This is a genomic window from Sporosarcina luteola (genome assembly GCF_023715535.1).
In the GTDB taxonomy this organism is placed as follows: Bacteria; Bacillota; Bacilli; order Bacillales_A; family Planococcaceae; genus Sporosarcina; species Sporosarcina luteola_B.
Window position 1 is genome coordinate 434,007 of sequence record NZ_JAMBOI010000002.1, and the last position, 22,727, is coordinate 456,733.

The 22,727-nt window shown below is 44.1% G+C and carries 25 protein-coding genes; 7 read left to right on the forward strand and 18 right to left on the reverse strand.

Going from position 1 to position 22,727, the window contains the following annotated elements:
- Positions 1–70: 70 nt before the first annotated feature.
- The 5 genes from M3191_RS05665 to M3191_RS05685 form a co-directional block, all read right to left on the reverse strand.
- Entirely contained in the window at positions 71–286 is a 216-nt protein-coding gene (locus tag M3191_RS05665; protein ID WP_251698857.1) for a biotin/lipoyl-binding carrier protein, read from the reverse strand.
- Positions 283–1,644, reverse strand: coding sequence for an acetyl-CoA carboxylase biotin carboxylase subunit (locus tag M3191_RS05670; RefSeq protein WP_251698859.1), 1,362 nt, complete (start codon positions 1,642–1,644; stop codon positions 283–285). The genes M3191_RS05665 and M3191_RS05670 overlap by 4 nt, the downstream gene beginning before the upstream one ends.
- Positions 1,645–1,923: 279 nt before the next feature.
- The gene (locus tag M3191_RS05675; protein ID WP_251698861.1) at positions 1,924–2,682 is read right to left on the reverse strand and encodes an enoyl-CoA hydratase/isomerase family protein; all 759 of its coding nucleotides are present in this window, start codon (positions 2,680–2,682) and stop codon (positions 1,924–1,926) included.
- Between the two features lie 369 nt (positions 2,683–3,051).
- Positions 3,052–3,225, reverse strand: a complete 174-nt coding sequence (rpmF, locus tag M3191_RS05680; protein ID WP_251698863.1) for a 50S ribosomal protein L32 — start codon at positions 3,223–3,225, stop codon at positions 3,052–3,054.
- Between the two features lie 23 nt (positions 3,226–3,248).
- Positions 3,249–3,779: a YceD family protein gene (locus M3191_RS05685; RefSeq protein WP_251698865.1), complete on the reverse strand. Its 531-nt coding sequence runs from the start codon at positions 3,777–3,779 to the stop codon at positions 3,249–3,251.
- Between the two features lie 127 nt (positions 3,780–3,906).
- Between M3191_RS05685 and M3191_RS05690 the strand changes: the two genes are divergently transcribed.
- Positions 3,907–5,151, forward strand: a complete 1,245-nt coding sequence (locus tag M3191_RS05690; RefSeq protein WP_251698867.1) for a nucleotidyltransferase — start codon at positions 3,907–3,909, stop codon at positions 5,149–5,151.
- Here the strand turns inward: M3191_RS05690 and M3191_RS05695 are convergent.
- Entirely contained in the window at positions 5,124–6,170 is a 1,047-nt protein-coding gene (locus M3191_RS05695; protein WP_251698869.1) for a SepM family pheromone-processing serine protease, read from the reverse strand. The two genes, M3191_RS05690 and M3191_RS05695, sit on opposite strands and share 28 nt — an antisense overlap.
- A 199-nt stretch (positions 6,171–6,369) precedes the next feature.
- Here M3191_RS05695 and M3191_RS05700 point away from each other — a divergent pair, with 199 nt between their 5' ends.
- Positions 6,370–7,302 carry a hypothetical protein gene (locus M3191_RS05700; protein ID WP_251698871.1) on the forward strand — a complete coding sequence of 311 codons (933 nt, stop codon included), beginning with the start codon at positions 6,370–6,372 and terminating at the stop codon, positions 7,300–7,302.
- 47 nt (positions 7,303–7,349) lie between these two features.
- On the opposite strand, the gene coaD is transcribed toward M3191_RS05700, so the two are convergent.
- Genes coaD through M3191_RS05715 form a run of 3 tightly spaced genes read right to left on the reverse strand, consistent with a single transcriptional unit; the run spans position 7,350 to position 9,803 of the window.
- The gene (coaD, locus tag M3191_RS05705) at positions 7,350–7,832 is read right to left on the reverse strand and encodes a pantetheine-phosphate adenylyltransferase (protein WP_251698873.1); all 483 of its coding nucleotides are present in this window, start codon (positions 7,830–7,832) and stop codon (positions 7,350–7,352) included.
- Positions 7,833–7,842: 10 nt separating this feature from the next.
- A complete protein-coding gene (rsmD, locus tag M3191_RS05710) occupies positions 7,843–8,388 on the reverse strand; it encodes a 16S rRNA (guanine(966)-N(2))-methyltransferase RsmD (RefSeq protein ID WP_251698876.1) in 546 nt (181 codons plus the stop codon).
- A complete protein-coding gene (locus M3191_RS05715; RefSeq protein ID WP_251698879.1) occupies positions 8,385–9,803 on the reverse strand; it encodes a hypothetical protein in 1,419 nt (472 codons plus the stop codon). Before M3191_RS05715 ends, rsmD begins: the two co-directional genes overlap by 4 nt.
- Before the next feature lie 89 nt (positions 9,804–9,892).
- On the opposite strand from M3191_RS05715, the gene M3191_RS05720 reads away from it, so the two are divergent.
- On the forward strand, positions 9,893–10,285 hold the full coding sequence (locus M3191_RS05720) for a DUF7147 family protein (RefSeq protein ID WP_251698881.1): 393 nt from the start codon (positions 9,893–9,895) through the stop codon (positions 10,283–10,285).
- A gap of 16 nt (positions 10,286–10,301) precedes the next feature.
- Here the strand turns inward: M3191_RS05720 and M3191_RS05725 are convergent, their stop codons facing one another.
- Positions 10,302–10,574: a YlbG family protein gene (locus tag M3191_RS05725; protein ID WP_251698883.1), complete on the reverse strand. Its 273-nt coding sequence runs from the start codon at positions 10,572–10,574 to the stop codon at positions 10,302–10,304.
- Positions 10,575–10,876: 302 nt separating this feature from the next.
- On the opposite strand from M3191_RS05725, the gene M3191_RS05730 reads away from it, so the two are divergent.
- Positions 10,877–11,782 carry a glycerophosphodiester phosphodiesterase family protein gene (locus tag M3191_RS05730; protein ID WP_251698885.1) on the forward strand — a complete coding sequence of 302 codons (906 nt, stop codon included), beginning with the start codon at positions 10,877–10,879 and terminating at the stop codon, positions 11,780–11,782.
- A gap of 169 nt (positions 11,783–11,951) precedes the next feature.
- Here M3191_RS05730 and M3191_RS05735 read toward each other — a convergent pair whose 3' ends face one another.
- Positions 11,952–12,395 carry a YlbF family regulator gene (locus M3191_RS05735; RefSeq protein WP_251698887.1) on the reverse strand — a complete coding sequence of 148 codons (444 nt, stop codon included), beginning with the start codon at positions 12,393–12,395 and terminating at the stop codon, positions 11,952–11,954.
- A gap of 72 nt (positions 12,396–12,467) precedes the next feature.
- A complete protein-coding gene (locus M3191_RS05740) occupies positions 12,468–13,841 on the reverse strand; it encodes a Mur ligase family protein (protein WP_251698889.1) in 1,374 nt (457 codons plus the stop codon).
- Positions 13,842–13,992: 151 nt separating this feature from the next.
- Here M3191_RS05740 and M3191_RS05745 point away from each other — a divergent pair, with 151 nt between their 5' ends.
- Complete coding sequence (locus tag M3191_RS05745) at positions 13,993–14,724, forward strand: aspartate kinase (RefSeq protein ID WP_285853206.1); 732 nt, start codon at positions 13,993–13,995, stop codon at positions 14,722–14,724.
- 1 nt (position 14,725) lies between these two features.
- On the opposite strand, the gene M3191_RS05750 is transcribed toward M3191_RS05745, so the two are convergent.
- Positions 14,726–15,811 carry a CAP domain-containing protein gene (locus M3191_RS05750; RefSeq protein WP_251698893.1) on the reverse strand — a complete coding sequence of 362 codons (1,086 nt, stop codon included), beginning with the start codon at positions 15,809–15,811 and terminating at the stop codon, positions 14,726–14,728.
- 280 nt (positions 15,812–16,091) lie between these two features.
- On the opposite strand from M3191_RS05750, the gene M3191_RS05755 reads away from it, so the two are divergent.
- Positions 16,092–16,457 carry a YugN family protein gene (locus M3191_RS05755; RefSeq protein WP_251694915.1) on the forward strand — a complete coding sequence of 122 codons (366 nt, stop codon included), beginning with the start codon at positions 16,092–16,094 and terminating at the stop codon, positions 16,455–16,457.
- 112 nt (positions 16,458–16,569) lie between these two features.
- Positions 16,570–17,628: a sporulation integral membrane protein YtvI gene (ytvI, locus tag M3191_RS05760; protein ID WP_251698894.1), complete on the forward strand. Its 1,059-nt coding sequence runs from the start codon at positions 16,570–16,572 to the stop codon at positions 17,626–17,628.
- Between the two features lie 59 nt (positions 17,629–17,687).
- Here the strand turns inward: ytvI and ctaG are convergent, their stop codons facing one another.
- The 5 genes from ctaG to coxB all read right to left on the reverse strand — a co-directional run bounded on the left by ctaG (position 17,688) and on the right by coxB (position 22,727).
- Positions 17,688–18,602 (reverse strand): cytochrome c oxidase assembly factor CtaG, encoded by a 915-nt coding sequence (gene ctaG, locus M3191_RS05765; RefSeq protein ID WP_251699327.1) that lies wholly within the window; start codon positions 18,600–18,602, stop codon positions 17,688–17,690.
- 177 nt (positions 18,603–18,779) lie between these two features.
- Positions 18,780–19,127, reverse strand: coding sequence for a cytochrome C oxidase subunit IV family protein (locus tag M3191_RS05770; protein ID WP_251694918.1), 348 nt, complete (start codon positions 19,125–19,127; stop codon positions 18,780–18,782).
- Between the two features lies 1 nt (position 19,128).
- A complete protein-coding gene (locus M3191_RS05775; RefSeq protein WP_251694919.1) occupies positions 19,129–19,755 on the reverse strand; it encodes a cytochrome (ubi)quinol oxidase subunit III in 627 nt (208 codons plus the stop codon).
- Positions 19,755–21,629 carry a cytochrome c oxidase subunit I gene (locus M3191_RS05780; RefSeq protein ID WP_251698903.1) on the reverse strand — a complete coding sequence of 625 codons (1,875 nt, stop codon included), beginning with the start codon at positions 21,627–21,629 and terminating at the stop codon, positions 19,755–19,757. Before M3191_RS05780 ends, M3191_RS05775 begins: the two co-directional genes overlap by 1 nt.
- A gap of 33 nt (positions 21,630–21,662) precedes the next feature.
- Positions 21,663–22,727, reverse strand: a complete 1,065-nt coding sequence (gene coxB, locus M3191_RS05785; RefSeq protein ID WP_251698905.1) for a cytochrome c oxidase subunit II — start codon at positions 22,725–22,727, stop codon at positions 21,663–21,665.

Consider the following 22,727-nt stretch of genomic DNA (forward strand, 5'->3'; position numbering starts at 1 on the left):
GTTCGTCATTGTTCTTCCCCTCCCGATCACATTCACCCTTCAGGCTGCCGATTTGTAGAACCAGCTGTCCTTATTCCCCGATAACCGCAAGTACATCTTCTTCATTCACGAAATCGCCGACTTGGACATTGACCGATGTCACTTTGCCTCCAATTTCTGTTTCTACCGGAATCTCCATTTTCATCGATTCAAGGACGATGATCACTTGGCCCGCCTGTACTTCCTCACCTTCAGCAACGTTCACTGTAAATACTGTACCTGCCATTGCAGCTTTTACTTGTGTCATTTTTCCACTTCCTCCTTTTTGGTTTGTAACCATTCCGTTAAAACGTTCGTATTATAATTGCCCTGGTCGAATTCTTTTGATCCTATGAACTTTTGAAAGAGTGGAATATTCGTTTTAATCCCTTCAATTGTAAAGGAAGTGAAGAATTGTTCCGCTTTTTTTATTGCTTCTTGTCGACCTTCTGCATGGACAATCACTTTAGCAATCATCGGGTCATAGAACGGCGTAATACTTCCGCCCTCTTCATAGCCTGAATCGACGCGTACATTGGCTGAATCATTCCAGTCCATTTTACGGATGGTTCCTGGAGAGGGCATGAACGTTGTGGGACTTTCCGCGTAAATACGGAATTCAATCGCATGGCCCGAACTTTTAATCAATTGCTGATCCTTGACAGGCAATTCATTGCCTCGCGCGACTTCGATTTGCCATTCAACTAGGTCATAGCCGGTCACTTCTTCAGTTACTGGATGTTCCACTTGTAATCGGGTGTTCATTTCAAGGAAATAAAAATCATCGTTTTCGGATAAAATAAATTCCACAGTTCCCGCGTTCCGATAGTTGACGGCTTTCCCGGCAGCAACAGCAGCTTCATACAGCCGCTTTCCCACTTCTTTTGACAATGACGGGGAAGGAGATTCTTCGATCACCTTCTGGTTGCGCCTTTGCACGGAACAATTCCGTTCGAACAGATGGACGATGTTCCCTTTGTCATCACCGAATATCTGCACTTCGATATGACGAGCATTCTCGACGAACTTTTCAAGAAAAACAACATCATCTCCGAAATACGATTTCGCACGGGTTTTGATTGATTGAAAATGTTGACTGAGCGCTTGCTCACTTTCACAACGTACCATCCCAATGCCCCCACCGCCCGCACTCGCTTTCAACATGATTGGATAGCCGATCATGTCTGCAGCTTTTATCGCGTCTTCCAAAGAAGCGACTCCTTCATCGGTTCCTGGAACAACTGGTACACCAGCGGCTTTCATCTTCACTCGCGAGGCGATTTTATCACCCATCAATTCAATCGTTTCAGCGTCGGGGCCGATGAATGTCAAGCCTGCATCGCTTACTTTGCGGGCGAATGCAGCGTTTTCGGACAGTAGCCCATAGCCTGGATGAATGGCATCCGCTCCCACTTTTAATGCGATATCGATAATGTCATCCGCTTTCAAATAGGACTGCACTACAGGACCCGGTCCGATCACATAGGCTTCGTCTGCGTATTTCACAAACGGCATATGTTCATCGGCTTCCGAATGCACAGCTACAGTCTTGATGCCGAGCCGCTTGCATGTCTTCATGATCCTCAATGCGATTTCCCCACGATTCGCAATAAGTATCTTATTCATATAGGCATCCCCCTTAGTTGCATTGTTTTAATTTCTCCCCATTACTAGTTTATACGATGAATGAAACCGTTTTCAACTATTTATCTGAATTCCTATCATTATCTGATCTTGGATGCTCCATATGTAACGGATTTCCACTTCAGGCGGACGCTTTCCGGGGGGCGGGCAGTGAGCCGCTTCCTTCGCTCCGCTTCGTCCAGGGTCTCACCTGTCCCGCTAATCCCCCAGGAGTCGCCGCCTTTCGCTCCAACCCTAATTGCCAGCACTATATTTGGTTTCTTATTTTTTATTCAGGAAGTTTTCCACAGCTTCGTGATGTGCATCGCTTTCCCAAAGCTGAGCACATTGGGCGGCTTCTTGAAGCATACGTTCTTCAAGTCCACTCTTCTTCCAGTTCGTGATTGCTAAGTTTTTATATGCTTTATGGACGGAAGGGTGTATTTTATCCATGTCGGCAATGAATTTTTCTAATGCAACTTGTGAATTCCCATCGTAAACTTCTGTAGCCAATCCGATTGAATGCAATTGTTGTGCTGTATGTACTTTCGCTTCAGATAATAATTTCAGCGTGGCAGCATGATTGTTCATTTTGACAAACAGTTGCGATGCGCCGCCCCATCCGCTTGTTATGGCGAGTGTTCCTTGAATGAATCCTGCCTTTGCGTTTACAGAGACGAGTCTGTAATCGCATGCAGTCGCAATTTCACAACCTCCACCGACAGCTGCCCCGTTGACGATTGCTATTACGGGAAGCGGTAATGTCGACAGTCTATATAATAATCCTGCCATCCTGCTCAGCATCGGATAAGCTTCGTCTGCCGTGCGGAATCCGTGGAATTCCGACAGGTCGCCGCCTGAACAGAACGCTCGGTCGCCTTCTCCTGTTATGACTGCGTACGCTATGCTGTTTTCAGTTTCTACTTTTGTTAAAAAGGTTTCGAGACCGTCCATGACTGCGCCATTAATTGCATTTCTCATCTCCGGACGATTGATAATGAAAGTGGCGATTCCATCAGTGATTTCAATTTTATAGGACATGCAAATCCCTCCTTATGTAGTTGGATGAATGATATCGATCACTTCCTGACGGATATCGGTCATTTCCCGAGAGTTTTCGATCAAGATCATCGAGTTATCGGTCATTTCAGAGTAGTTATCGGTCACTTCTCAAAAGTTATCGTCATTTCGGGACCTTTGACGCATCAGATTGCGACCACTCTCCGCTTTTGTATCGTCTAGCTCCAGGCGGCACCCTCTCGGGTCATAAGTCAACTCTGCTGCACGGCAAAGACCGCCGTTTCGCAGATTCGCCTTATGCCTGTCGAGGCTTAACGCCGCCCTCCGCTTTTGTATATATAAAAAAACCACCGGAGCCATGGCCTCACGGTGGTCTTTAAGCAGAGAATATTATTCCCCTACTACGTCTTTACCTTTGTAATGACCGCAAGATTTGCAAATGCGGTGCGCAAGTTTCATATCGCCGCAATTGTCACAAGTTGTCATGCCTGGAACTTGTAGCTTAATATGCGTACGACGAAGTCTTTTAGATGTTTTTGAAGTTCTTCTTTTTGGTACTGCCATTTGAGGCACCTCCTTAGTTTCGTCTATTCCTTGTCCGAATTGAAAAAATCAGCTAACCCCGCTAAACGCGGATCAACTTTCTTCTTCTCTTCTCGGAGCCGCTCTTCATGTTCTTCATTGGTCGTGTAAGACCACCCTTTACCCTCGGCGCTTTTCATATCGGCAGCGTTTTCGCTGAAAATCTGTAAAGGCACTTCCAGAAGAATCAACTCTTCAAAAATGGGGGTAGGATCGATAATTTCTCCGATTACCGGGTGAATATTATCATCCGTAGCAAGTGTGGCTTCGTCCCAACTGAACTGCTCGTCTGTTTCCACCGAAAATGGAAATTCGACATCTTCCCATGTTCGTGAACAAGGCAATGTCATCACACCTTCAAGGTGGAAATGGCAAGTCAGCTTTTTCGAACCGATTATACAGCTTCCCGTTACGTGGACAGGCTTAATATCCCGGATCTCCGGATTCCGTTTTTTGACGGAGTCAAGGTTGACCGCTTCGTCAAGCGGCAATGCTCCTTGTCTGTATTTCTGTAGTTGATGAATTGACCATTTCACGTCTATATCACCTCAAGACAACACTGTTGATTATATAATGGATAAAAAGGGATGTCAAGATATTTTCTTGTCACCTAAATCTCGACAACGTATAATTCAATTAGATTATACCGAAGGGGTGGACATATTGAAAGCTACAGGCATCGTCGTTGAATATAATCCTTTGCATAATGGACATGTCTACCATGCACAGCAAGCCAAATTGGAAACGGGCGCGGATGTCATCATTGCAGTCATGAGCGGCAATTTCCTGCAAAGGGGTGAACCGGCTTTTGTCGATAAATGGACGCGTACGAAGATGGCGCTCGCATCCGGTGTTGACATCGTATTCGAGCTTCCTTACCGATTTGCAACAGGAAACGCCCCTGTATTTGCGCAAGGGGCCATCGAGCTGCTTGACGCGGTTGGATGCAGCGCTTTTTGTTTCGGAAGTGAAGATGGCACTATAGAGCCTTTCCACAATAGCTTACAGCTGATTGACCGTCATACCGATGAATATGAAACAGCTGTAAAAAAAGCGATTGCTGAAGGTGTTAGCTATCCGATGGCGTTGAATCAAGCGTACGAGACAATTATTGCAGGACAACCTTCACTTCCTGTTGCCGACTTGTCTATGCCGAATAATATTTTAGGGTTTCATTATATGGAAGCCGCAGAGTCAATCGGGTCATCAATGAAAGCCGTGACGATCAGACGGATGGGAGCCGGCTATCATGATGATTCATTGGAAAGTCAAAAAATCGCAAGTGCGACTGGCATCCGGAAATCGTTCTTCGGCTCGGAAAAGCTTGATGAAGTTTCTGATTTCATTCCGACTGTCACAAAACAACTGTTGCATGAATGGCAGTCGGAAAGAATGGTATTCGGTAACTGGGAGAGCTTTTACCCATTCCTTCGTTTCGTGATTTTACGGGAGGGACCTTCCCGGCTACGTACTATTGCCGATGTTTCGGAAGGAATCGAAAATCTCATCTTCCGCGCGGCACAATCACAGGATTCATTTCAATCATTCATGGATGCAGTGAAGTCAAAGCGCTATACGTGGACAAGGATACAACGGATGCTGACACATATACTGACCGGCTTCACGAAAATAAGTCGTGCTGAAATGGAAAAGCCTACTTATTTGCGGTTGCTAGGGATGACCAATGAAGGACGGTCCTACTTAAACGAACGGAAAAAGGAACTCCTTTTGCCCCTTATAAGCAAAGTCGCATCATTCTCCGATCCTTCATTGGACATGGACATCAACGCATCCAATATTTATGCTTTAGCTCTAGGAAAAGGGACGGGTGTTGTTTCCACAATCGGCTTGGATTATCAAATATCTCCGATTATGGAAGATCACTTCTCTTTCAAGTTTTTCAAATAATCCAAGGCGTCATCTATCGTGGTTACAGGTACGATCTTCATTTTCGTACCTATTTTTTCTGCCGTTTTAACGGCTTCCTCATAGTTGGTCATGATGCCTCGATTCTTCTCCCGAACTTCATCCGGCAAATAATCGTTTGGCGCAAAGAAGATTTCCACTCCCTCACGGTCAGCCGCCATGATCTTGAAATCGGCACCGCCTATCCGACCGACAGTGCCATCGGATAACATCTCACCGGTACCAGCGATGTTGTACCCTTTCGTTAAATCCTCATCCAGCAACTGATTCATAATTTCCAAAGTGAACATAAGCCCTGCGGACGGTCCGCCAATATCGGCTGTGTGGATATCCACTTTAGGATCAGTTGACAGTTCACGGTCTTCCTGGAATTCGATACCTAAACCGATTCGGCCTTCGGATTTCGGGATCTCACGTAGAAAGATTTCAACATCCATCATCTTCTCATCCCGTTCGATGGTGACCATCACTTTATCGCCTTCGCTTTTTCTGGAAATCGATGATGCGAATTGTCCGGACTCACTTAACTGCCTGCCATCGACAAATCGAATTTTATCTCCCGTTTGAAGCTTGCCATCGGCCGCGCCGCCTTTCAGGACCGATACGACAAATACACCATCATACGTAATGTCGACTGGAATATCGGCTTTGCTGAATGCGACCGTAATCGCGTTGAATTGGGAATCTGACATAAGTTTTTTCTGACGTATGTTATATTCCTTGTCATTCTCCCCTTCCCTTCTCACTTTGTTGATGGGCAATACCTTCATCCGGTCGGAAAATTTTGAGGCAACGTAGGAAAAAGGGGTCGCTTTCCCTATCGAAATGGTCATTAGGCTGAATGTACCCACATCATCCTTGTCACCGCCCTCGACTTCTACAATTGGCTCCAAATCATAAGCTCCACCCGGTTTCGATATGTATGCATCTAGAGGATAAATGAATAAAAACAAAAGAAAAAGCAATGCGACGGCATACAATCCAACCCTTTTCATCTTCATACCCACACACCTCCATTAATAGCCTGTACAGATGGGACATATATATAACAAGAAAAGCTAAGGACGTTTGCACATAGTTGAGCAGCTAGCGTCCGAAACTAGACAAGAAAAGTCGGCTGGTTACTAGTGTACCACCGAAAATATCCAGTATAAAGAAAAAACGACAACGTTTTGCATCTACAATCGCTGAAGGAGGCACATGAATGAATTACGTCTCAGATACACTGCAACAAATAAAGATATGATCAGCATCGGGGTCATTTGGGGATTAATCATCCTCTTCATTTTACAGCCCGGCATCGCACATGACGGGGCCGAAGCCGGTGCACAATTATTTGTACATGCGTTGCTGCCTTATTTGCTGCCCTATATCATTTTGACGCAGTGGCTATTGAAAGTTCCAGTAAAAAATCCGTCAAAGAAAAATTGGAAACGGTATATGAAGGCGTATGTCCTCGGTTCATTCGGTGGATTTCCAGTCGGAGCGGTTACTGTCACGGAGATGGTCAAAATCGGGGAGTTGAGCAGACGTGAAAGTGGCTACTTGCTAGCCGCCTGTCATGCACCTGGCCCCATGTTCATACTCGGTTTTGTAGGAACTGAGCTGTTTGGCAATACAACATCTGGATGGAAACTTTTAGCTGCTATTCATATTGCCAATATCCTTTTTTTATTATTTACGCTCGCAGCCATGAAAAAGGGGCGGCAAGAAGTGGATTCTTCACAACTGCCATTGCCGAAAAAACGTGCAGGTTCTCCTTTTTTGGAGTCGATAAAAGAAAGCTCTACGGTCATCATTCTTGTCGCCACTACCGTAATCTTTTTTTCCGCCCTTGGAAATGTATTGACGACTGCCATATCGAAGGCCTTCACTATCGATTTGGGAATAACAAAAACATTCCTGCTGGCGTTATTTGAAATGACTTCAGGTGTCCAATCTGCAACCGATCATTTTTTTACGAATCCAGTATTCCCTTTTTTAATCGCCGCAATCATTTCACTGAATGGCTTAAGTATCCACATGCAAGTATTCGTCATTGCGAAAACTGCTGATATTCCCCTAATCCCATATTTCCTCAGTAGAATATGGAGTGTCATTACTGTGCCCATCATTTTATATATCATATTATGAAAAATGGTTATGACAAAAATATATGTCATAACCCTTCCATAACCTTATTAATCTATGTACTTTTCACGCAATGCCTTTTCAACAACGGAGGGTACGAGGGCTGATATATCTCCTCCATACCGAGCAACCTCTTTAACAATACTCGAACTGAGAAATGAATATTGATTTTTCGTCATGACGAAAAATGTTTCAATGCTTTCATCCAACATTCGATTCATGGATGTGATCTGCATTTCATATTCGAAATCGGATATCGCACGCAACCCACGAACGATGACGGAAGCCCCCGCCTTACGGGCATAATCGATAAGAAGACCTGATGAAGACTCGATGATGACATTCGGGAATTTAGATGTGACGGCACTGATTAGATCTATCCTTTCATCCACTGTGAATAAAGGATTTTTGGATGAATTATTCATGACAGCCACTCTCACTTCTGGAAACACTTTGGCCGCACGCTCGATAATATCCAGATGTCCATTCGTAATCGGATCGAAGCTGCCAGGCACAACTGCTATTTTTGTCATTTATGCTCCCTCATTTCATATAGATGGAAATCGCGCTGTTTCCGTAGATCGGATTTTTCGTCTTTTGAAACTCCTGATAGGCATCCGGCAGCGTCAATTGCTTCTCATGTTCGCAAATGATTATGGCCCTTTCGGATAACATGCCAGCCTGTGCGATTCTCTCCGCCAAATCATAGAATTTTGTTTCGGCATACGGCGGGTCAATAAACAGCAAATCAATTTGAATATCGGCCGGCAATGCCCGAATAGCATTTCTTGCATCATTTCTACTAATATGTACTTGGTCGGTGAATCTGCATTTTTCCACGTTGTCACGGATGATGGAGCAGGCCTTTGGATTTTTTTCGAAAATGTAAGCTTGGTCTGCTCCTCTGGACAATGATTCGATGGAAAGGGAGCCACTGCCTCCAAATAGCTCCACAGCGATTCCTCCGTCAAAATAAGGACCGATTATATTGAAAAGGGATTCTTTCACCTTATCGGAAGTCGGTCTCGTCAAATTGCCAGGCAATGATTTTAATGGTGTCCCTTTTCTGGATCCGGATACGACCCTCATTTCGATTCCCCTCCTGTCATAGACTTGACGATGATTGTCTCTTCGTTTTTTTGTATAGATAGATGGAATAGACGCCTTAATGCATCTTCCTCAAAATAATACTCAGTATCGATGAGTACAAAAGGCTTCTCACGCATTTCATATCTTTTTCCGTTCAAGACATAGAAAGGATCCCGTAACGAGAATCTGAAATTCTCCGTTGCACTTTCAACATAGATGGAACTTTCATTCGCCGATAGTGAATAGCCGTTCCTTGTCAAAACCTTATTTGCCGGATACAACGTCTTCTTGTCCATAATTACGGCATGAATGTCTTCTTGGGCTTCTCCGTTCATCGTAATCATCCGTGTATCTTCCAAAATGAACGGGTAGTCTCCCATCGTGTTCTTTTGTACGAAAGAGGTTTTCCATCCGCAAACTTCGCCGATCAATTTATCCAACTCGGCTGCATCCAAGCGCTCACCTTGCTTCTCCGCCAAACGGGACTTCAATCGTTCATATTGACCTGCTGACAAAGAATGCTTCAGTACCTCGAATGCCTTTTTGGCCCCTCTTGTACCAGCCGGTGCATCAATGGCTATAGATGCGGCTAATCCGGCTACGAGTTGCTCCTTGTCAGAAATGGCGAACTGCGAACGTATACCCTTGTCCAAAACCAAGTCGGATAGTTCCGTCGGCTCTAGCTGTGTAATTAAAAACCTTGACGTTTGAAGGGGTTTCCCTTTCGGATCCAACAAGACGGCCAAATGTCCGGCATTCATATCCACTAAAGCGCTATTTAATTGATCCGCTATAGCAGTATCGATGGAGTCGCCGAAAATAGAAAGCCGTGCTCCATCGTATGTTTGGGGCAATTCCTTCTGTTGCCAATAAAGATCAGTGACCTTGCCATTTCCTTTGAACAATGAATAATCGACCATGACCATTTTTTCAGATCCGATCAATTCCAGTCCGCTGACCCACATGCCGCCGATTCCACTCTCATCTGTAACATGTAGAATAGTAGAATCCGGTCTCGCATTTCGTAAAGAGGCGAATGGTTCTCTGAAAAGCTTTCTACTTCCCATTTTTTCGGCCTTCGGGATTTCGTAGGAAATGGATTGCCGGCTCTCCTTCCCTTCCAAGACCGCAGTTGCGTTTTCATTGATTCTCGCACAAGAAGTTTCAACTTCCAAATAACAGGAAGCGTTCCGGCTTTCCGCCGGCAAAATGATCTCATGACGTCCACCGTCTAAGTTATGAAAATGATGCCTGACGAAAAGAGCGTCCGTCCTGTTGATCACTTCTATTTCCTGGATGTACCGTGAATCCTGAGCCGGCGTCCCGCTTGCATCTGTCAATTGACTATAATGCATATAGAGTAAAACGGAATTCATTATGACTAATAGGCCGACTATGCGGAGTATGATCTTCAATTGCTGCACCTCAATTGCAAGGGATGTTTAAAGCGAGTGAAAAATGATAAGATGAACTATATTCCGAGTGGAGAAAGGTAGTGTCGTTCATGTTACAACAGTATTTTATTGAATTAGGTGAAGGGTATGGAGACGTCTACGAACTGATGGAACTGATGGAGACGAATCAACGCCGGCTTCTTAGAACCTTCATTTTCTCTTCAAAAACCAAGGACGGACAGGCGATTTCCTTGGCAGCAGCATTCCGCCCAGCCCGGAACAGTAATTTCATGCCGATATACATATGCAGGGAAGGCATTTCGGAAAAAGATGATTCCAAATCAAAGAGACGGCTACTCTTCGAGGATACTTCCTTGCAGCAAGGACAGGAACCGATCTTCATCGGACTGAAGCATTCTTCCGAATTTGCCGACACCAGATTGTTCTATCAGTATATAACAGGAATACTGCGTCTTAATCATCTCGTCCCGCCTTTACAATAAGCGAAGTCCGTTATGATTAAAGGCCTATTTTATAATCGTATTCCTTCGCCTTGTCTGGTTTTGCGTTTTCATATTCCGTTTTAACGAATGGACGATAGGATGGCAATACCTTCTTAACAGACGGAAGGCGCTCAAGTTTACGGATTGTATCATCAACGTCCACTTGATCACAATATATGACTACGTATTTCATTTTTCTGGAAATGTAACGGACATGGCCGAACTTGCGTAACGATTTGGCCTGTTTCAAATGATGGAGATATACAATTATCCCTTGTCGATCTATCATGGTTTTCCCCTCTTTTCCTACCCCATACAATACCATAGTAGAGAAATGGGCTGCAACCGAACATTGCTGACATCTTCCGTTTTTTCCATTATAATGAGGAAAGGACAAGAATACTTGCTTTCGCAAGTCAGCCTCCGGCGGATGTCACAGATTTTGAAGGGAGTTATGGAAGGCAGTCTAAGTGCGCGACGTCCTGTCGCAACGACTGCATGACCGACATCCTGTCGCCCTCAAGCGCAATTCAAAATCTGGACGCAATTACGCCGAGGCGTAATTGATTGAGAGAAGAGGAGGATACTAAAATGGGAAGAAAAACGAAAGTGGCTCTCACAGTAGGAGCTGCCGGAGTAGCCGCTTGGGCTGCATCCAAAGTAGTTGCCAAGCCCCAACCCCGCCCCCGGAAGGAAGCACTTGAGTTCAAGGATCCTGTCGTCCTTTCGCATCGCGGAGGAATGACAAGTACTCCTGAGCATACGATGGCAGCGTTTTCAAATTCAGCAGAGCTCGGAGTCCACGGATTCGCTGTCGACATCCGACTGACTAAAGACGAAGAAATCGTACTCTTCCATGATGAAACTGCAGATCGGACAACCGATTTTTCCGGCAAGATTTCCGATTATACAATAGATGAATTGAAAAAAGCTGATGCAGGCTATATGTTCGAAGATGAGGACGGCCAATTTCCTTTTCGTGGCAGAGGAGAGAAGGTCATCAGTTTACGCGAACTGCTGACTGCCTATCCTCATATGCTGATAGCTATTAATCTGAAGGACTCGCCGGATACATACGAAGGCAGTCTCATGCCTTCCAAGCTATGGCGCCTTTTAGAGGAAACTGGATCAGAGGAGCGCGTGATTGTCATGAGCGCGTTTGACGAGCAGACGGACCGATTCAATCTTTATGCGCAAAATAAAGTGGCCATCGGAGCGGGAAATGATGAAGTGAAAAAAGCATATGCATCCTTTTCAAGCAAATTCGGACATTTATACAATCCACGTGCCGACCTGTTCTGCATTACTGAAAAAATGGGTCCATTTCCAATGAATACAGAAAGCTTCATCAGTTTTCTATCTAATTTGAATGTTGCAGTTTACTATACTAATGTCAGTGACAAGGAGACAATTGCAAAACTCCTTGTCGCCGGAGCTGCTGGCTTCATTACTGATAAGCCGGCGCTTGCAATGGAAGTCATCCAACAAAATTCATAATAAAAACGGTTGCCTGTTCATGACAGACAACCGTTTTTATTTTATTGATGCATGAACTGTCTGCCTAAGCTGAGCAGGAACAGCTGCCAATCGAACAGCGAAGGGTTCGATTTGCCGTATTTCTGCGTACTTTGCAGAAATTAAGGCAACCTAAATTGATTTCCTTAAGTCACGCTGAGCAAGAACAACTTCCTCCCGTGCCGCATCCGCCCCCGCAAGATGTATCTACAAAAAAACTATCCCCGGCCGGCACTTTGATGGAATCGGATACCGCTCCTGCAATGATTGCACTGACTTCATTCAACAGTCTTTGCACATCATTCTCCGCAAGACGCAAAGCGGCGACTTGCTCATTCATATCTAATTCCCTTTTTTGAATACGTATATCTTTCATGACTGTCTTATAGTCAGGATGGTATCTGCCGAAACGCTGCACTTCTTCGTAACGCTCCTTCATATTGGTAAAATCATAGATCGTTTTTGCCAACGTTTTGTCGGAATAAACGGCATGATTCGCTCTTCTGTATTCTTCGACGATTTCAGAAGAAAGCAACATGTCGGAGAGTGTTTCTGATTGCTCAATGATTGACATCCATTCATCTGTCATAATCATAGTGCTATCCCTCCATTCCAACTAATCATACCAAAAAAAGCGTACCTTGTGCATGCATTCTGACCTGTTTTATTAATTCTTCTTACGCAGTGCAGCCTCCGCGACTTCATAATCCGAAAATGTGAGAAGTTCCTGCCCGATCTGTTGGGTTCTCTCATGTCCTTTCCCAGCAATCAAAACGACATCTCCCGCTTTGGCATACCGTATCGCTTTTTCGATTGCCGCTCTCCGATCAATCTCGACAATGACTTTTTCCTCTTCACAGCTAATTCCAGCCAGAATCTCTTCTATTATGAAAGACGGTTCTTCATTCCTCGGATTATCTGTAGTAATAAAAACCTTCGTTGAATATCTTGTAGCTACTTTCCCCATTAGTGGCCGCTTTCCTCGATCACGATTCCCTCCGCAGCCGAAAACGGTGATCAATTCGCCTGTAGACTCCTCGTTGAGGGAAGTTAATACAGTTTGAAGGGCATCTGGCGTGTGTGCATAATCGATGTAGACATTCACTTCCCTTTCCCGCAGGCATTGCAACCGCCCCTCCGGTAATACAAGCTTGTCACAAAGCGGTAATGTCTCAGAAGGGTCCCAGTCGAGTATGTGCATGACAGTAACAGCGGCTAGGGCATTCAATCGATTATGCTTACCCGGCAAACTGGTTGGATATAAGTTGCAAGGAATCATCCTTCCCGCGACCATCAGCTCATTGAAAAAATGGACCGGCCTGTCTGCGTTTTCAACTAGCCTTATACATTGCTGATCATCTCCATTGACAACAAGATTCCTTGCCATCGTCGCAAGTCGTCTTTTTGCAGCTAGATAGGCTTCCTTGCTGCCATGCTCTTCATAATGATCAACCCCAATATTCAGGAAGACTCCGATATCAATCTTGCAATGATCCAATCTAAATGTGGATAGCCCTAGGGAAGAAGCTTCCATAACTATATATTTCATGCCCGCTTCCAAGCATCTCTTCAACAGTGGATGAAGAAACTCCGCTTGTAATGTTGTCATTTCCGGAACATCAAGAATGACTTTCCTACCGTTCATGTAGATTCCGGTCGTCCCGATGACTGCTGTTTGCTCACCGAGCATCGTCAATAATTGGCCGATGAAATGCGTAACCGTCGTCTTACCATTCGTCCCTGTCACCGCAATAATCTTCAGTGATTCGGACGGATTCCCAGCAAGTTTGGCACTGGCATGCGATATGAACTTTCGCCCATCCGGAACTGTGATTAGCGTGATTTCCTCGATGTCACCGTAAGTCGTTTTTTCATTGCGATCTAAGACGATTGCTACAGCACCCCGTTCAATCGCTTCTTGGACGTGTAAAACCCCATCATCTCGAGCACCTTTCCTCGCGACGAAAATGAATCCTTCCTTCACATTTCCAGACCTCTCTGTAATGCCGCAAACCGGCACACCGACACTTCCCGAAACCATACAGGGCCAGTCTTTCAGAATCTCAGATAGTAACAGAAGCCCCCTCCCCTTCCCGAACAATTTTCATGAATAGCGAATATATTGAGAGCGAACCATACTTTATCGTATGAAGGAAATGCAACGAACGACACGAAGAAAGTTGGGAGCTTGAATGATAGTTCAAAAATTTGGCGGAGTGGCCATGAAAGACAAACAAACACGAAAAATTTGCATCGGCCACATAAAATCCGGATTAGAAAACCATCAAAATGTCGTTGTGGTCGTTTCAGCAATTGGAAGAGGAGATGAACCATACTCCACAGATCGGTTATTACGACTTACTGACGCATTCAGTTATTCAAAAGCGGCGAGTGATCTTGCTGCTTCCTGCGGAGAGCTGATCGCATCCGCTATCATGTCAGCCGAACTCGAAGAGGCGGGCATCCCGAACAGGATATTACATGGAATTCAGGCAGGAATTTGGACGTCCGGCGATTTTGGGGATGGAACGATCAGCGATATCGATCCTACAATGATCGTTGACAGCTTACGGGAATCCGGTTGTGTCATCATCCCGGGTTTTCAAGGAATCAATGAATTTGGCCAAGTGATGACAATCGGCAGAGGGGGCAGCGATTTGACTGCGATTGCGCTAGGCGGTGCATTGCGAGCATCACATGTTGAGTTTTTCAAAGATGTCCCCGGAGTCATGACGAGTGATCCACGATTCGGGAAAAACGCCAAAAAATTGGATGATATGAGCATCCATCAATTGTTGCCGCTCTTGGAAACAGATCATCCAGTTATTCAAAAACGTGCGGCCATTTACGCAATGAAAAAAGCGATACCTCTTTATGTAAGAGGCATCGCTTCCGATGAAAAAGGGACTTGGATCATACCGTAAATCACTTTTGCATATAACCCGGTTTCAGGTTTTCTTTCTTGTCGGATTTCACGAGAACTTGCGTGTAATACTTTCCGTATGCCCCAGTGCCTATATCAGTTGCCTCCGAATCAAGCAATACACTACGATGCGCGGGAGAATTCAGCCAACCATGGACAGCTTCGATAGCATCCACGTAATTGGCGGCGATATTCTCCCCGGCTTTTTTATGTTCAATTTCAAAACTCTTCAATCGCTCCGACAAGTTTCCTGCAGACGGTGACTCATGCGAAAAGTAATTTTCAATCGCCATATCCTTGCTATGGTTCTGGGCAAGTAATGAAAGCCAATAATCATTATTCAGCAAGCCCACACCATGACGCTCACGATAGATATTCGTCAATTCAAATATTTGCCTTTCCATCGAACGGTCAACTTCCATTTGAACAGTCGAGGACGGTCTGTTGGCTGTAACCAGTTCGCCCATGAATTCCATGTCATACGGCTGATGGATGACGAGCGTCTTCGGATCGATGAATCGGACACTTTCAATAATCTCGTCTTCGGCATCTACATATACCTGCGCATATAAGTTCTCATATTTAAGCAGGATTCTGTCCTTCAAATCCTGACTATTCAATGTGAACGTATAAATATTTTCATTCAATATCACATTAACTTCAGACTCAATGATCGAAAAGCGGAACACTTCATTAATATTCTGCCCAACCACGATTGGCGATAGATCTGAACCAGTATCCGCACTGAAAACCTGATTGACAATTCCCTCACCAACTCCTGCCATCATTCGAACATCATTGGAATAGATCCACCAATCATAACCGTAAGCGGAAGGTTCAATCCTATCGGGTTCGCCCATTTCTTTAACCAGTTTTTCCGAAGGTTTTCCGACAAATGTGGACAGCCCCGTTTCAGGTCGCTTCGGACCAGCAGTCATTTCAACAAATTCCTTATCGGGAGCCGGAATTGCAGTCCCATGTTTAACTGGAGACTCCAATGGTTCATTTTCCTGAACCCTGCTCCCCATCAAATAAAATAGCGCGAGAAGGACAACTAGTAATAATACAATCTTCCATAATACTTTCAAGTCTTCTCGCCACCTTTCAAAATAAATAAAACTCAAGAAAATCTTCAATTCTTGATTAATACTATTAAATTGAGTATAAGTCAACTACAGCGGATTTCAAGTGCAAAAGGAATCCTCCACTTCGAATGAATTTACCTTTCCATTGCTAAGATGAAAAACTGCAAAAGGTTTTGAGTGAAGCTTTTATGACACAATGTTGTCATTGCAACTAACTTGGATTTGTTCTATGATAAATAAGTATAGGCATTCGACTGGATGATCATGAAGGAGGACTTGAACGATGTATATTGAAAATACAGGGATTGAAGGCATTGTTGCCGAATTGTCACTACTAGACGAAATCATGCTGAAACACGATCTTGTACGAGCTGGACAATGGGATTATGAGCGTGTGACATATGATAAGAAATACGTAATCAAGGAAGGCACTTACTACTTGCGTGTATTCGGATTCACTCCTGACGGAGACGTTGACACTCGTGATGCCATCATGCATCTGAAAAAGCCTGTAATTGGCAAGCATTATTATCCACATGGTGTAGAATATGGCGAGGGCGAGCATTTCCCTGCAGGACTTGTGAAAGATTGTGAAACAACTCTAAAAGCAGTCCTTGAAGATTTGAAACCATATATTATAACAAAATAAGCAAATCGTAGTGAAAGTCGGGGAACTTATCGTTCTGCGGCTTTTTTTTACCTATTCATTCATCAGAATTTTGGTTATACTGAGAGCAATGAACAATTTGGAGGAATGACCGTTGTCCCGTTGGCTTACAAAAAGGAATATTATGTTATTCGCGTTGCTTATCATTAGCATATTGCTTTTTATTTTTATTCTCCCTATTTCCATACCGATTATTTTAGCCCTTCTAACGGCTCTCCTCTTCGAGCCATTAGTTAAACTGACCGAAACAAAGTTTAAATGGAAACGCAAAGTATCCGTCATATCCGTCTTCATTTTCATTTTGGCAATTCTTGCAATCAGTATCTATTATACGGTTACTTCATTGATAGGTAGACTTATACAATTCACGAAAGATGCTCCCGATTATTTAAATAAGCTTTCAGGAGTGTGGATTGATTTTCAAAGTAAACTATTTGTGTATACTTCGGGACTTCCTGATGATGTCGTCAGATCAGCGCAAGACGGGTTCAATGATATTTTGGATTCCTTCCGGAAGTCGCTATTGGAGCTGTTCAATTCCGATAAAATCGTTGCACTGGCATCTGAAATTCCGAATTTCTTAGTGAGCTTAATCGTTTATATGATTGCGCTATTCCTTTTCATGCTTGAATTGCCCGATTTAAAAAAAATGGTGTTCAAACATCTTACAGACGAGACAGCAAAAAAAGTCCGTTACATGACAGTTAAATTGAATTCGGTCATTTTCGGCTTTATGAAAGCACAATTGCTCGTCAGCTTCATCATACTTGCTGTGGCATTCATCGGACTGCTGATCATTGCACCGAAATATGCATTGATCATGTCCATTGTCATTTGGGTCATTGATGTCATCCCGATTTTAGGTTCTATTATCATACTCGCTCCTTGGTCATTATATCAATTCGTAAGCGGAGATATTGGTATGGGGACAAAGTTGGCCGTTTTGGCTGCGATTCTATTGATTATCCGAAGGACTGTTGAACCAAAGGTGATGGGAAATCAGATCGGCTTATCCCCCCTCCCGACGTTGATCGGCATGTTTATCGGCTTGAAACTTTTCGGTGTACTCGGTTTCTTTATCGGTCCAATGATTGTAATTCTATTCAACACAGCTCGCGAAGCAGGAATCATTAAGCTGAATTTCAAAATATGAACATAAAAACCGGCAAGGATTAATTTCCTCGCCGGTTTTTCATTAGTAATCGATTAGGATCAGCCATGCATTGTCATGCTCTGTCTTTCCAACAGATCCTTCTTCGTAATCTCATCTGCGTTTAACTGTTCTTCACGGTACCATTTAATAAAAATCTTACCGATAACGACAACGTAGATAATCTCTTGGATAACTTTCATAATAATGCCGCCCAATTGCTGATCATACAATGTCGGCATATTTGTAAATAACTCGGGTCCTGAGATGGATAGGCCTGCAAGCGTACCCGCAGGAACACAAAGGGCCATCGCTTGCAGCCAAGCTTCTCCGCTGCTGTACGTATTGTAGACGGGTACATCAACAAAGATAATCAACGAACAGGCCGGCGTAATCAATATAGCGCTCAATATGACATAACCGATCTTCTTCAATCCATGAAGTTGCGGATGATCTTCCAACGTGTTCAGGAGCGGCCACCACAGGAAAATTGCCGATATGAATAAAGTAATCGAGAAAATGGCGTGTAAATATACATCCAATTTAATGAAATCCAGTACCATCGGATAGTGATTTAATGAGAACATGACCGTGAACACCATTAGGCTCATCACCGGTTTCGTGAAGAGTCTAACGATTTTATCGATAACTTTAATGCTAAGGACTTTTTTCCAAATGAAGTGCGGGATACCGATGATTAAAAAAGGAGCTACCACCAATAATAGAAGCGCCATTTGCGTCATATGGACAGAGAACAGTATATGACCAAGAAGATCGAGTGGTGAGCCTTTCAAGATATATAGCAAGATCATCGAAGCGAGAAAATAGCTGATCTCCCTTTTGGTTACGGGTTCACTCCCCTCGAACCAATGCCTCCACTTTTTGGTCAACAGAAAATATACTACAATGAGTAGTACGATCGATAAGAAAAAATAAGGACTCCATAATGCGCGAAATCCGAATATGCTTAAAGGCATCATTTGCCATCGCTCCTTTAAATATGTCTTGTTCTATTATAAAACGAACAGGGCCTGAACACAATGAACGAACTTTGACATTCCCACATTTTTGGAGGGAATGTGTCGAATGGACACAAAACCAGCATTATATATAAAAGAGCCTGTGGAATGAATCCACAGGCTCTTTCTTATTAATTACCACCAAACAATTGTTACGAATGTTAAAGGGATGAGGAAGCCTAAAAGAGCTCCTGTGTACATGAACATTTGAGGAATGCCATGTCCTTTTTCACTCATATGCATGAAATAGTACAGTTGCAATCCGACTTGGACAGCTGCAAACAGCATAACCATCGGAATGATTAAATACTTCGAGAATCCTGCAACGCCAGCTTCATATGCAACAACCATGGAAAACGAGACAAGTGTCAGGAAGATCATAAGCGAAAACATCATTACTTGATCTCGCATGGCTTTTTTAGAACGACGTTGTGCGAGCTGTTGCTCTGCAGGTGTACGTTTATAAACTTGAACGTCTGCCATCTTAACCTATCACTCCCATCAAGTAGACTACAGTGAAGATGAATACCCAAACGACGTCGATGAAGTGCCAGTACAATGAGAACGTATAGTACTTCGTTGCGTTGTAAAGATTCAGACCGCGTTTCGCATTACGGAAAATCAACAATGTAATCCACACAAGGCCAACAGCCACGTGGAAACCGTGCGTTCCGACTAGCGTATAGAAAGCGGAACTGAAAGCACTGTTGTTGTATGTGAAGCCAAGCTTAACATAGTGCGTGAACTCATATACTTCAAGCATGAGGAACCCAAGTCCTAAAAATGCAGTAATAGCAAGCCAAAGCTGCATTTTCTTGAAATTGTAGTTACGCAGATGGTACATGGCGAACACACTCGTCAATGAAGATGTCAATAATAGCATCGTCATGACAAAAACAAGTGGTAATTCATAAAGCTCTTGAGTCGAGAAACCAAAACCGCTTGGCCCGGAGTTCTTCAACGCAATGTATGTGGCGAACAACGTAGCGAAGAGGATTGTCTCTCCTCCAAGGAACAACCAGAAGCCGACAAATTTGTTTTTCGCTTCAAGTGTCGCTCTTTCCGGATGGTCGGGCCAAGTTTCAGGAGTGAATTTTTTATTCAAATCCATTATTTTTGACCCCCTTTGCGTTTTAAATCACGGAGAATCTCATCTTTTTTAACATAGTAGCCCGTGTCATCTTGCAACGAACGTGCTGCCATTGCAACGAACGTCCATAGTAGACCGAATATAAGGACAGGCAGCCCCCATGATTCTTCAGTACGGAACATTGCTCCGAATCCGGCGATGAATAGACCGAATGACATAAGAATTGGGATGATCGAACCGTTAGGCATATGAATGTCTTTAATCGGTTCGGCTGGTGTAAGACCTGTTTCGTTCCCTTCCATCTTCTCGATCCATACAGTATCAAGACCACGGACAAGCGGAGTTGCTGGGAAGTTATAATAGATCGGCGGAGATTCGATTGCCCATTCAAGCGTACGGCCGTCTCCCCAAGGATCGTTTGCAACTTTAACATTCTTAACAGAGGTGATGATGACGTTATATACAAGTACGATTACACCAATCGCCATTAAGAAAGCACCAATCGTACTGATCAAGTTCGCTGAGTTCCATCCTTGACCGTCCATAAATGTCCAAACACGGCGTGGCATTCCCCAGAATCCGAGCCAGTGCTGGATAAGGAATGTCATATGGAAACCAATGAAGAAGAACCAGAATGTTACTTTTCCAAGTGCTTCATCAAGCAGTGTACCGAACATTTTTGGCCACCAATAATGTGTTGCAGCCAATATTCCAAGAACAACCCCACCTACGATTACGTAGTGGAAGTGAGCTACGATGAAATAGGAATCGTGCAATTGATAGTCAAGCGGAGCCGCACCTTGCATGACACCCGTCACCCCACCCATTACGAAAGAAGGGATGAAACCGAGCGCGTATAGCATAGGTGTCGTAACCCTGATGCTTCCGCCCCACATCGTCAAGAGCCAGTTAAAGATTTTAACCCCTGTCGGAACAGCGATTGCCATCGTTGCTACAGCAAAGATTGCGTTCGCTGTCGGTCCAAGACCAACTGTAAACATATGGTGGGCCCAAACCATGAATCCAAGGAATCCGATCAACACAGTCGCGAAGACCATTGATGGGTATCCGAAGAGTCGCTTCCGTGAGAATGTCGAGAAGATCTCAGAGAAAATACCGAAAGCAGGCAAAATAAGAATGTAAACTTCAGGGTGACCAAAAATCCAGAAAATATGCTCCCAGATAATTGTGTTACCACCCATTGTATGATCGAAGAAGTTCCCACCGAACATGCGGTCAAATGTCAGGAAGAATAGACCGACAGTCAATGGAGGGAATGCGAATAGGATCATTGCAGACGCCACGAATGTTGTCCATGTGAACAACGGCATACGCATGTACGTCATACCTGGCGCACGCATGTTGATGATGGTGACAAGGAAGTTAATCCCTGCCATCAGCGTACCGCCTCCGGCAATTTGCAAACCGATCGCATAAAAATCAACGCCATGGCCTTCTGATGCAATGGATAGAGATGCATACGATGTCCATCCTGCATCAGGAACTTGCTGGAAGAACCATGAAAGATTCAGGAATAGCCCCCCGAAGAAGAACATCCAGAACCCTAAGGAGTTAATGAATGGGAACGCAACGTCACGTGCCCCGATTTGCAGAGGTACTATTGCGTTCATAAATCCGAATAATATAGGCATGGCCGCTAGGAAAATCATCGTCGTTCCGTGCATCGTGATCAAATCATTGAACAGTCCCGCACTGACGAAATCGTTGTTCGGCTTATGAAGCTGCCATCGAATCAGCATCGCTTCAATACCGCCGACTACGAAGAAGAATCCGCCACCAAGGAAGTAAAGGATTCCGATCTTCTTATGGTCGACTGTTGTCAGCCAGTCCCATAGCGTTGCGCCAAAACCCTTTTTTTGAGCAACTGAACTCACTTTGTTTACCTCCTCTTCAAAATCACAAAAAGATTATTTTTCAACAGATAATCCCATTAAGTATTCTGCCAAGTCATCCAATTCCGAATCGGAAAGCTGACCGTCGAACCCTGGCATCTTATTGCCCGGTTTATGTTTCTGTGGATATTTGATCCAATCGATAAGATCTTCTTTTGTATGATCCATGAAACCAGCTACTCGGTTACGATCGCCAAATGTTGCCAAGTTCGGTCCAACTGCTCCCGTCTCACCAACACCGGAAGTCGCATGACATCCAATACAGCTTTGCTGGAATATTTCTTCACCAGCCGGGTTGGCAACTACTTGATTTTCACCTGTCGCTTGCATTGCCGTTACCCATTGATCAAATTCTGCACGAGGCATCGTTTTCACTTTGAAATCCATCAAAGCATGGGAAGGACCGCACAGCTCAGCACATTTACCATAGAATACGCCATCCTTCAAATTCTTGGAGTCTTTTTCGAACACCAGATAGAATTTGTTGACGTTTTCTACGTTCGTATCAAGTTTCCCACCTACTGCCGGAATCCAGAAGGAGTGTTTCACATCTGCAGCAAGCAAGTTGAAGTAAACCTTTTCATCCATCGGTACTACCAGTTCCTGTGCAGTTACAATACCAAGGTCAGGATATTCAAACTCCCACCAGTAAAGTTTCGCAGTTACATCAACGACTAGGTTTTCAGGATTTCCATCGTCATCCACAGCGCCCATCGCAGAAACATCCCCAAGTTTGTATGTGTAGTATACAGTAGGGACAGCTAGTAGCAAGACCAATAGAATCGGGATGATCGTCCATACAAGCTCAAGCTTATGACTGCCTTCAACTTGTTCAGGAATATGGTCTTCACCTAATTTAGAACGTCTGAAACGCACTATCGCAATTAAGTAAATTACTACAACAACGAGAATGACGAACAACATGATTGCTGACGACAATAATAGCAAGTTGAACTGGTCTTGACCGACTTGTCCAGCAGGCAGTAGAGTTGAGAGTTCTTCTTGTCCACACCCTGCAAGGAAAACTGTCAGTACAGCCAAGAGAGAAAAGAGACGCCACTTTTTGAGTCCTTTCATCAT

What these genes read in the sequence shown, in the direction of transcription:
- M3191_RS05720 (WP_251698881.1), top strand. Translation starts at nt 9,893, where the DNA reads ATGTTACAACAGTATTTTATTGAATTAGGTGAAGGGTATGGAGACGTC.
- M3191_RS05675 (WP_251698861.1), bottom strand. Translation starts at nt 2,682, where the DNA reads ATGTCCTATAAAATTGAAATCACTGATGGAATCGCCACTTTCATTATC.
- coxB (WP_251698905.1), bottom strand. Translation starts at nt 22,727, where the DNA reads ATGATGAAAGGACTCAAAAAGTGGCGTCTCTTTTCTCTCTTGGCTGTA.
- M3191_RS05730 (WP_251698885.1), top strand. Translation starts at nt 10,877, where the DNA reads ATGGGAAGAAAAACGAAAGTGGCTCTCACAGTAGGAGCTGCCGGAGTA.
- M3191_RS05740 (WP_251698889.1), bottom strand. Translation starts at nt 13,841, where the DNA reads ATGGTTTCGGGAAGTGTCGGTGTGCCGGTTTGCGGCATTACAGAGAGG.
- M3191_RS05725 (WP_251698883.1), bottom strand. Translation starts at nt 10,574, where the DNA reads ATGATAGATCGACAAGGGATAATTGTATATCTCCATCATTTGAAACAG.
- M3191_RS05735 (WP_251698887.1), bottom strand. Translation starts at nt 12,395, where the DNA reads ATGATTATGACAGATGAATGGATGTCAATCATTGAGCAATCAGAAACA.
- M3191_RS05670 (WP_251698859.1), bottom strand. Translation starts at nt 1,644, where the DNA reads ATGAATAAGATACTTATTGCGAATCGTGGGGAAATCGCATTGAGGATC.
- rsmD (WP_251698876.1), bottom strand. Translation starts at nt 8,388, where the DNA reads ATGAGGGTCGTATCCGGATCCAGAAAAGGGACACCATTAAAATCATTG.
- M3191_RS05755 (WP_251694915.1), top strand. Translation starts at nt 16,092, where the DNA reads ATGTATATTGAAAATACAGGGATTGAAGGCATTGTTGCCGAATTGTCA.
- coaD (WP_251698873.1), bottom strand. Translation starts at nt 7,832, where the DNA reads ATGACAAAAATAGCAGTTGTGCCTGGCAGCTTCGATCCGATTACGAAT.
- M3191_RS05775 (WP_251694919.1), bottom strand. Translation starts at nt 19,755, where the DNA reads ATGGATTTGAATAAAAAATTCACTCCTGAAACTTGGCCCGACCATCCG.
- M3191_RS05665 (WP_251698857.1), bottom strand. Translation starts at nt 286, where the DNA reads ATGACACAAGTAAAAGCTGCAATGGCAGGTACAGTATTTACAGTGAAC.
- M3191_RS05695 (WP_251698869.1), bottom strand. Translation starts at nt 6,170, where the DNA reads ATGAAGATGAAAAGGGTTGGATTGTATGCCGTCGCATTGCTTTTTCTT.
- rpmF (WP_251698863.1), bottom strand. Translation starts at nt 3,225, where the DNA reads ATGGCAGTACCAAAAAGAAGAACTTCAAAAACATCTAAAAGACTTCGT.
- M3191_RS05770 (WP_251694918.1), bottom strand. Translation starts at nt 19,127, where the DNA reads ATGGCAGACGTTCAAGTTTATAAACGTACACCTGCAGAGCAACAGCTC.
- ctaG (WP_251699327.1), bottom strand. Translation starts at nt 18,602, where the DNA reads ATGCCTTTAAGCATATTCGGATTTCGCGCATTATGGAGTCCTTATTTT.
- M3191_RS05745 (WP_285853206.1), top strand. Translation starts at nt 13,993, where the DNA reads ATGATAGTTCAAAAATTTGGCGGAGTGGCCATGAAAGACAAACAAACA.
- M3191_RS05700 (WP_251698871.1), top strand. Translation starts at nt 6,370, where the DNA reads ATGAATGAATTACGTCTCAGATACACTGCAACAAATAAAGATATGATC.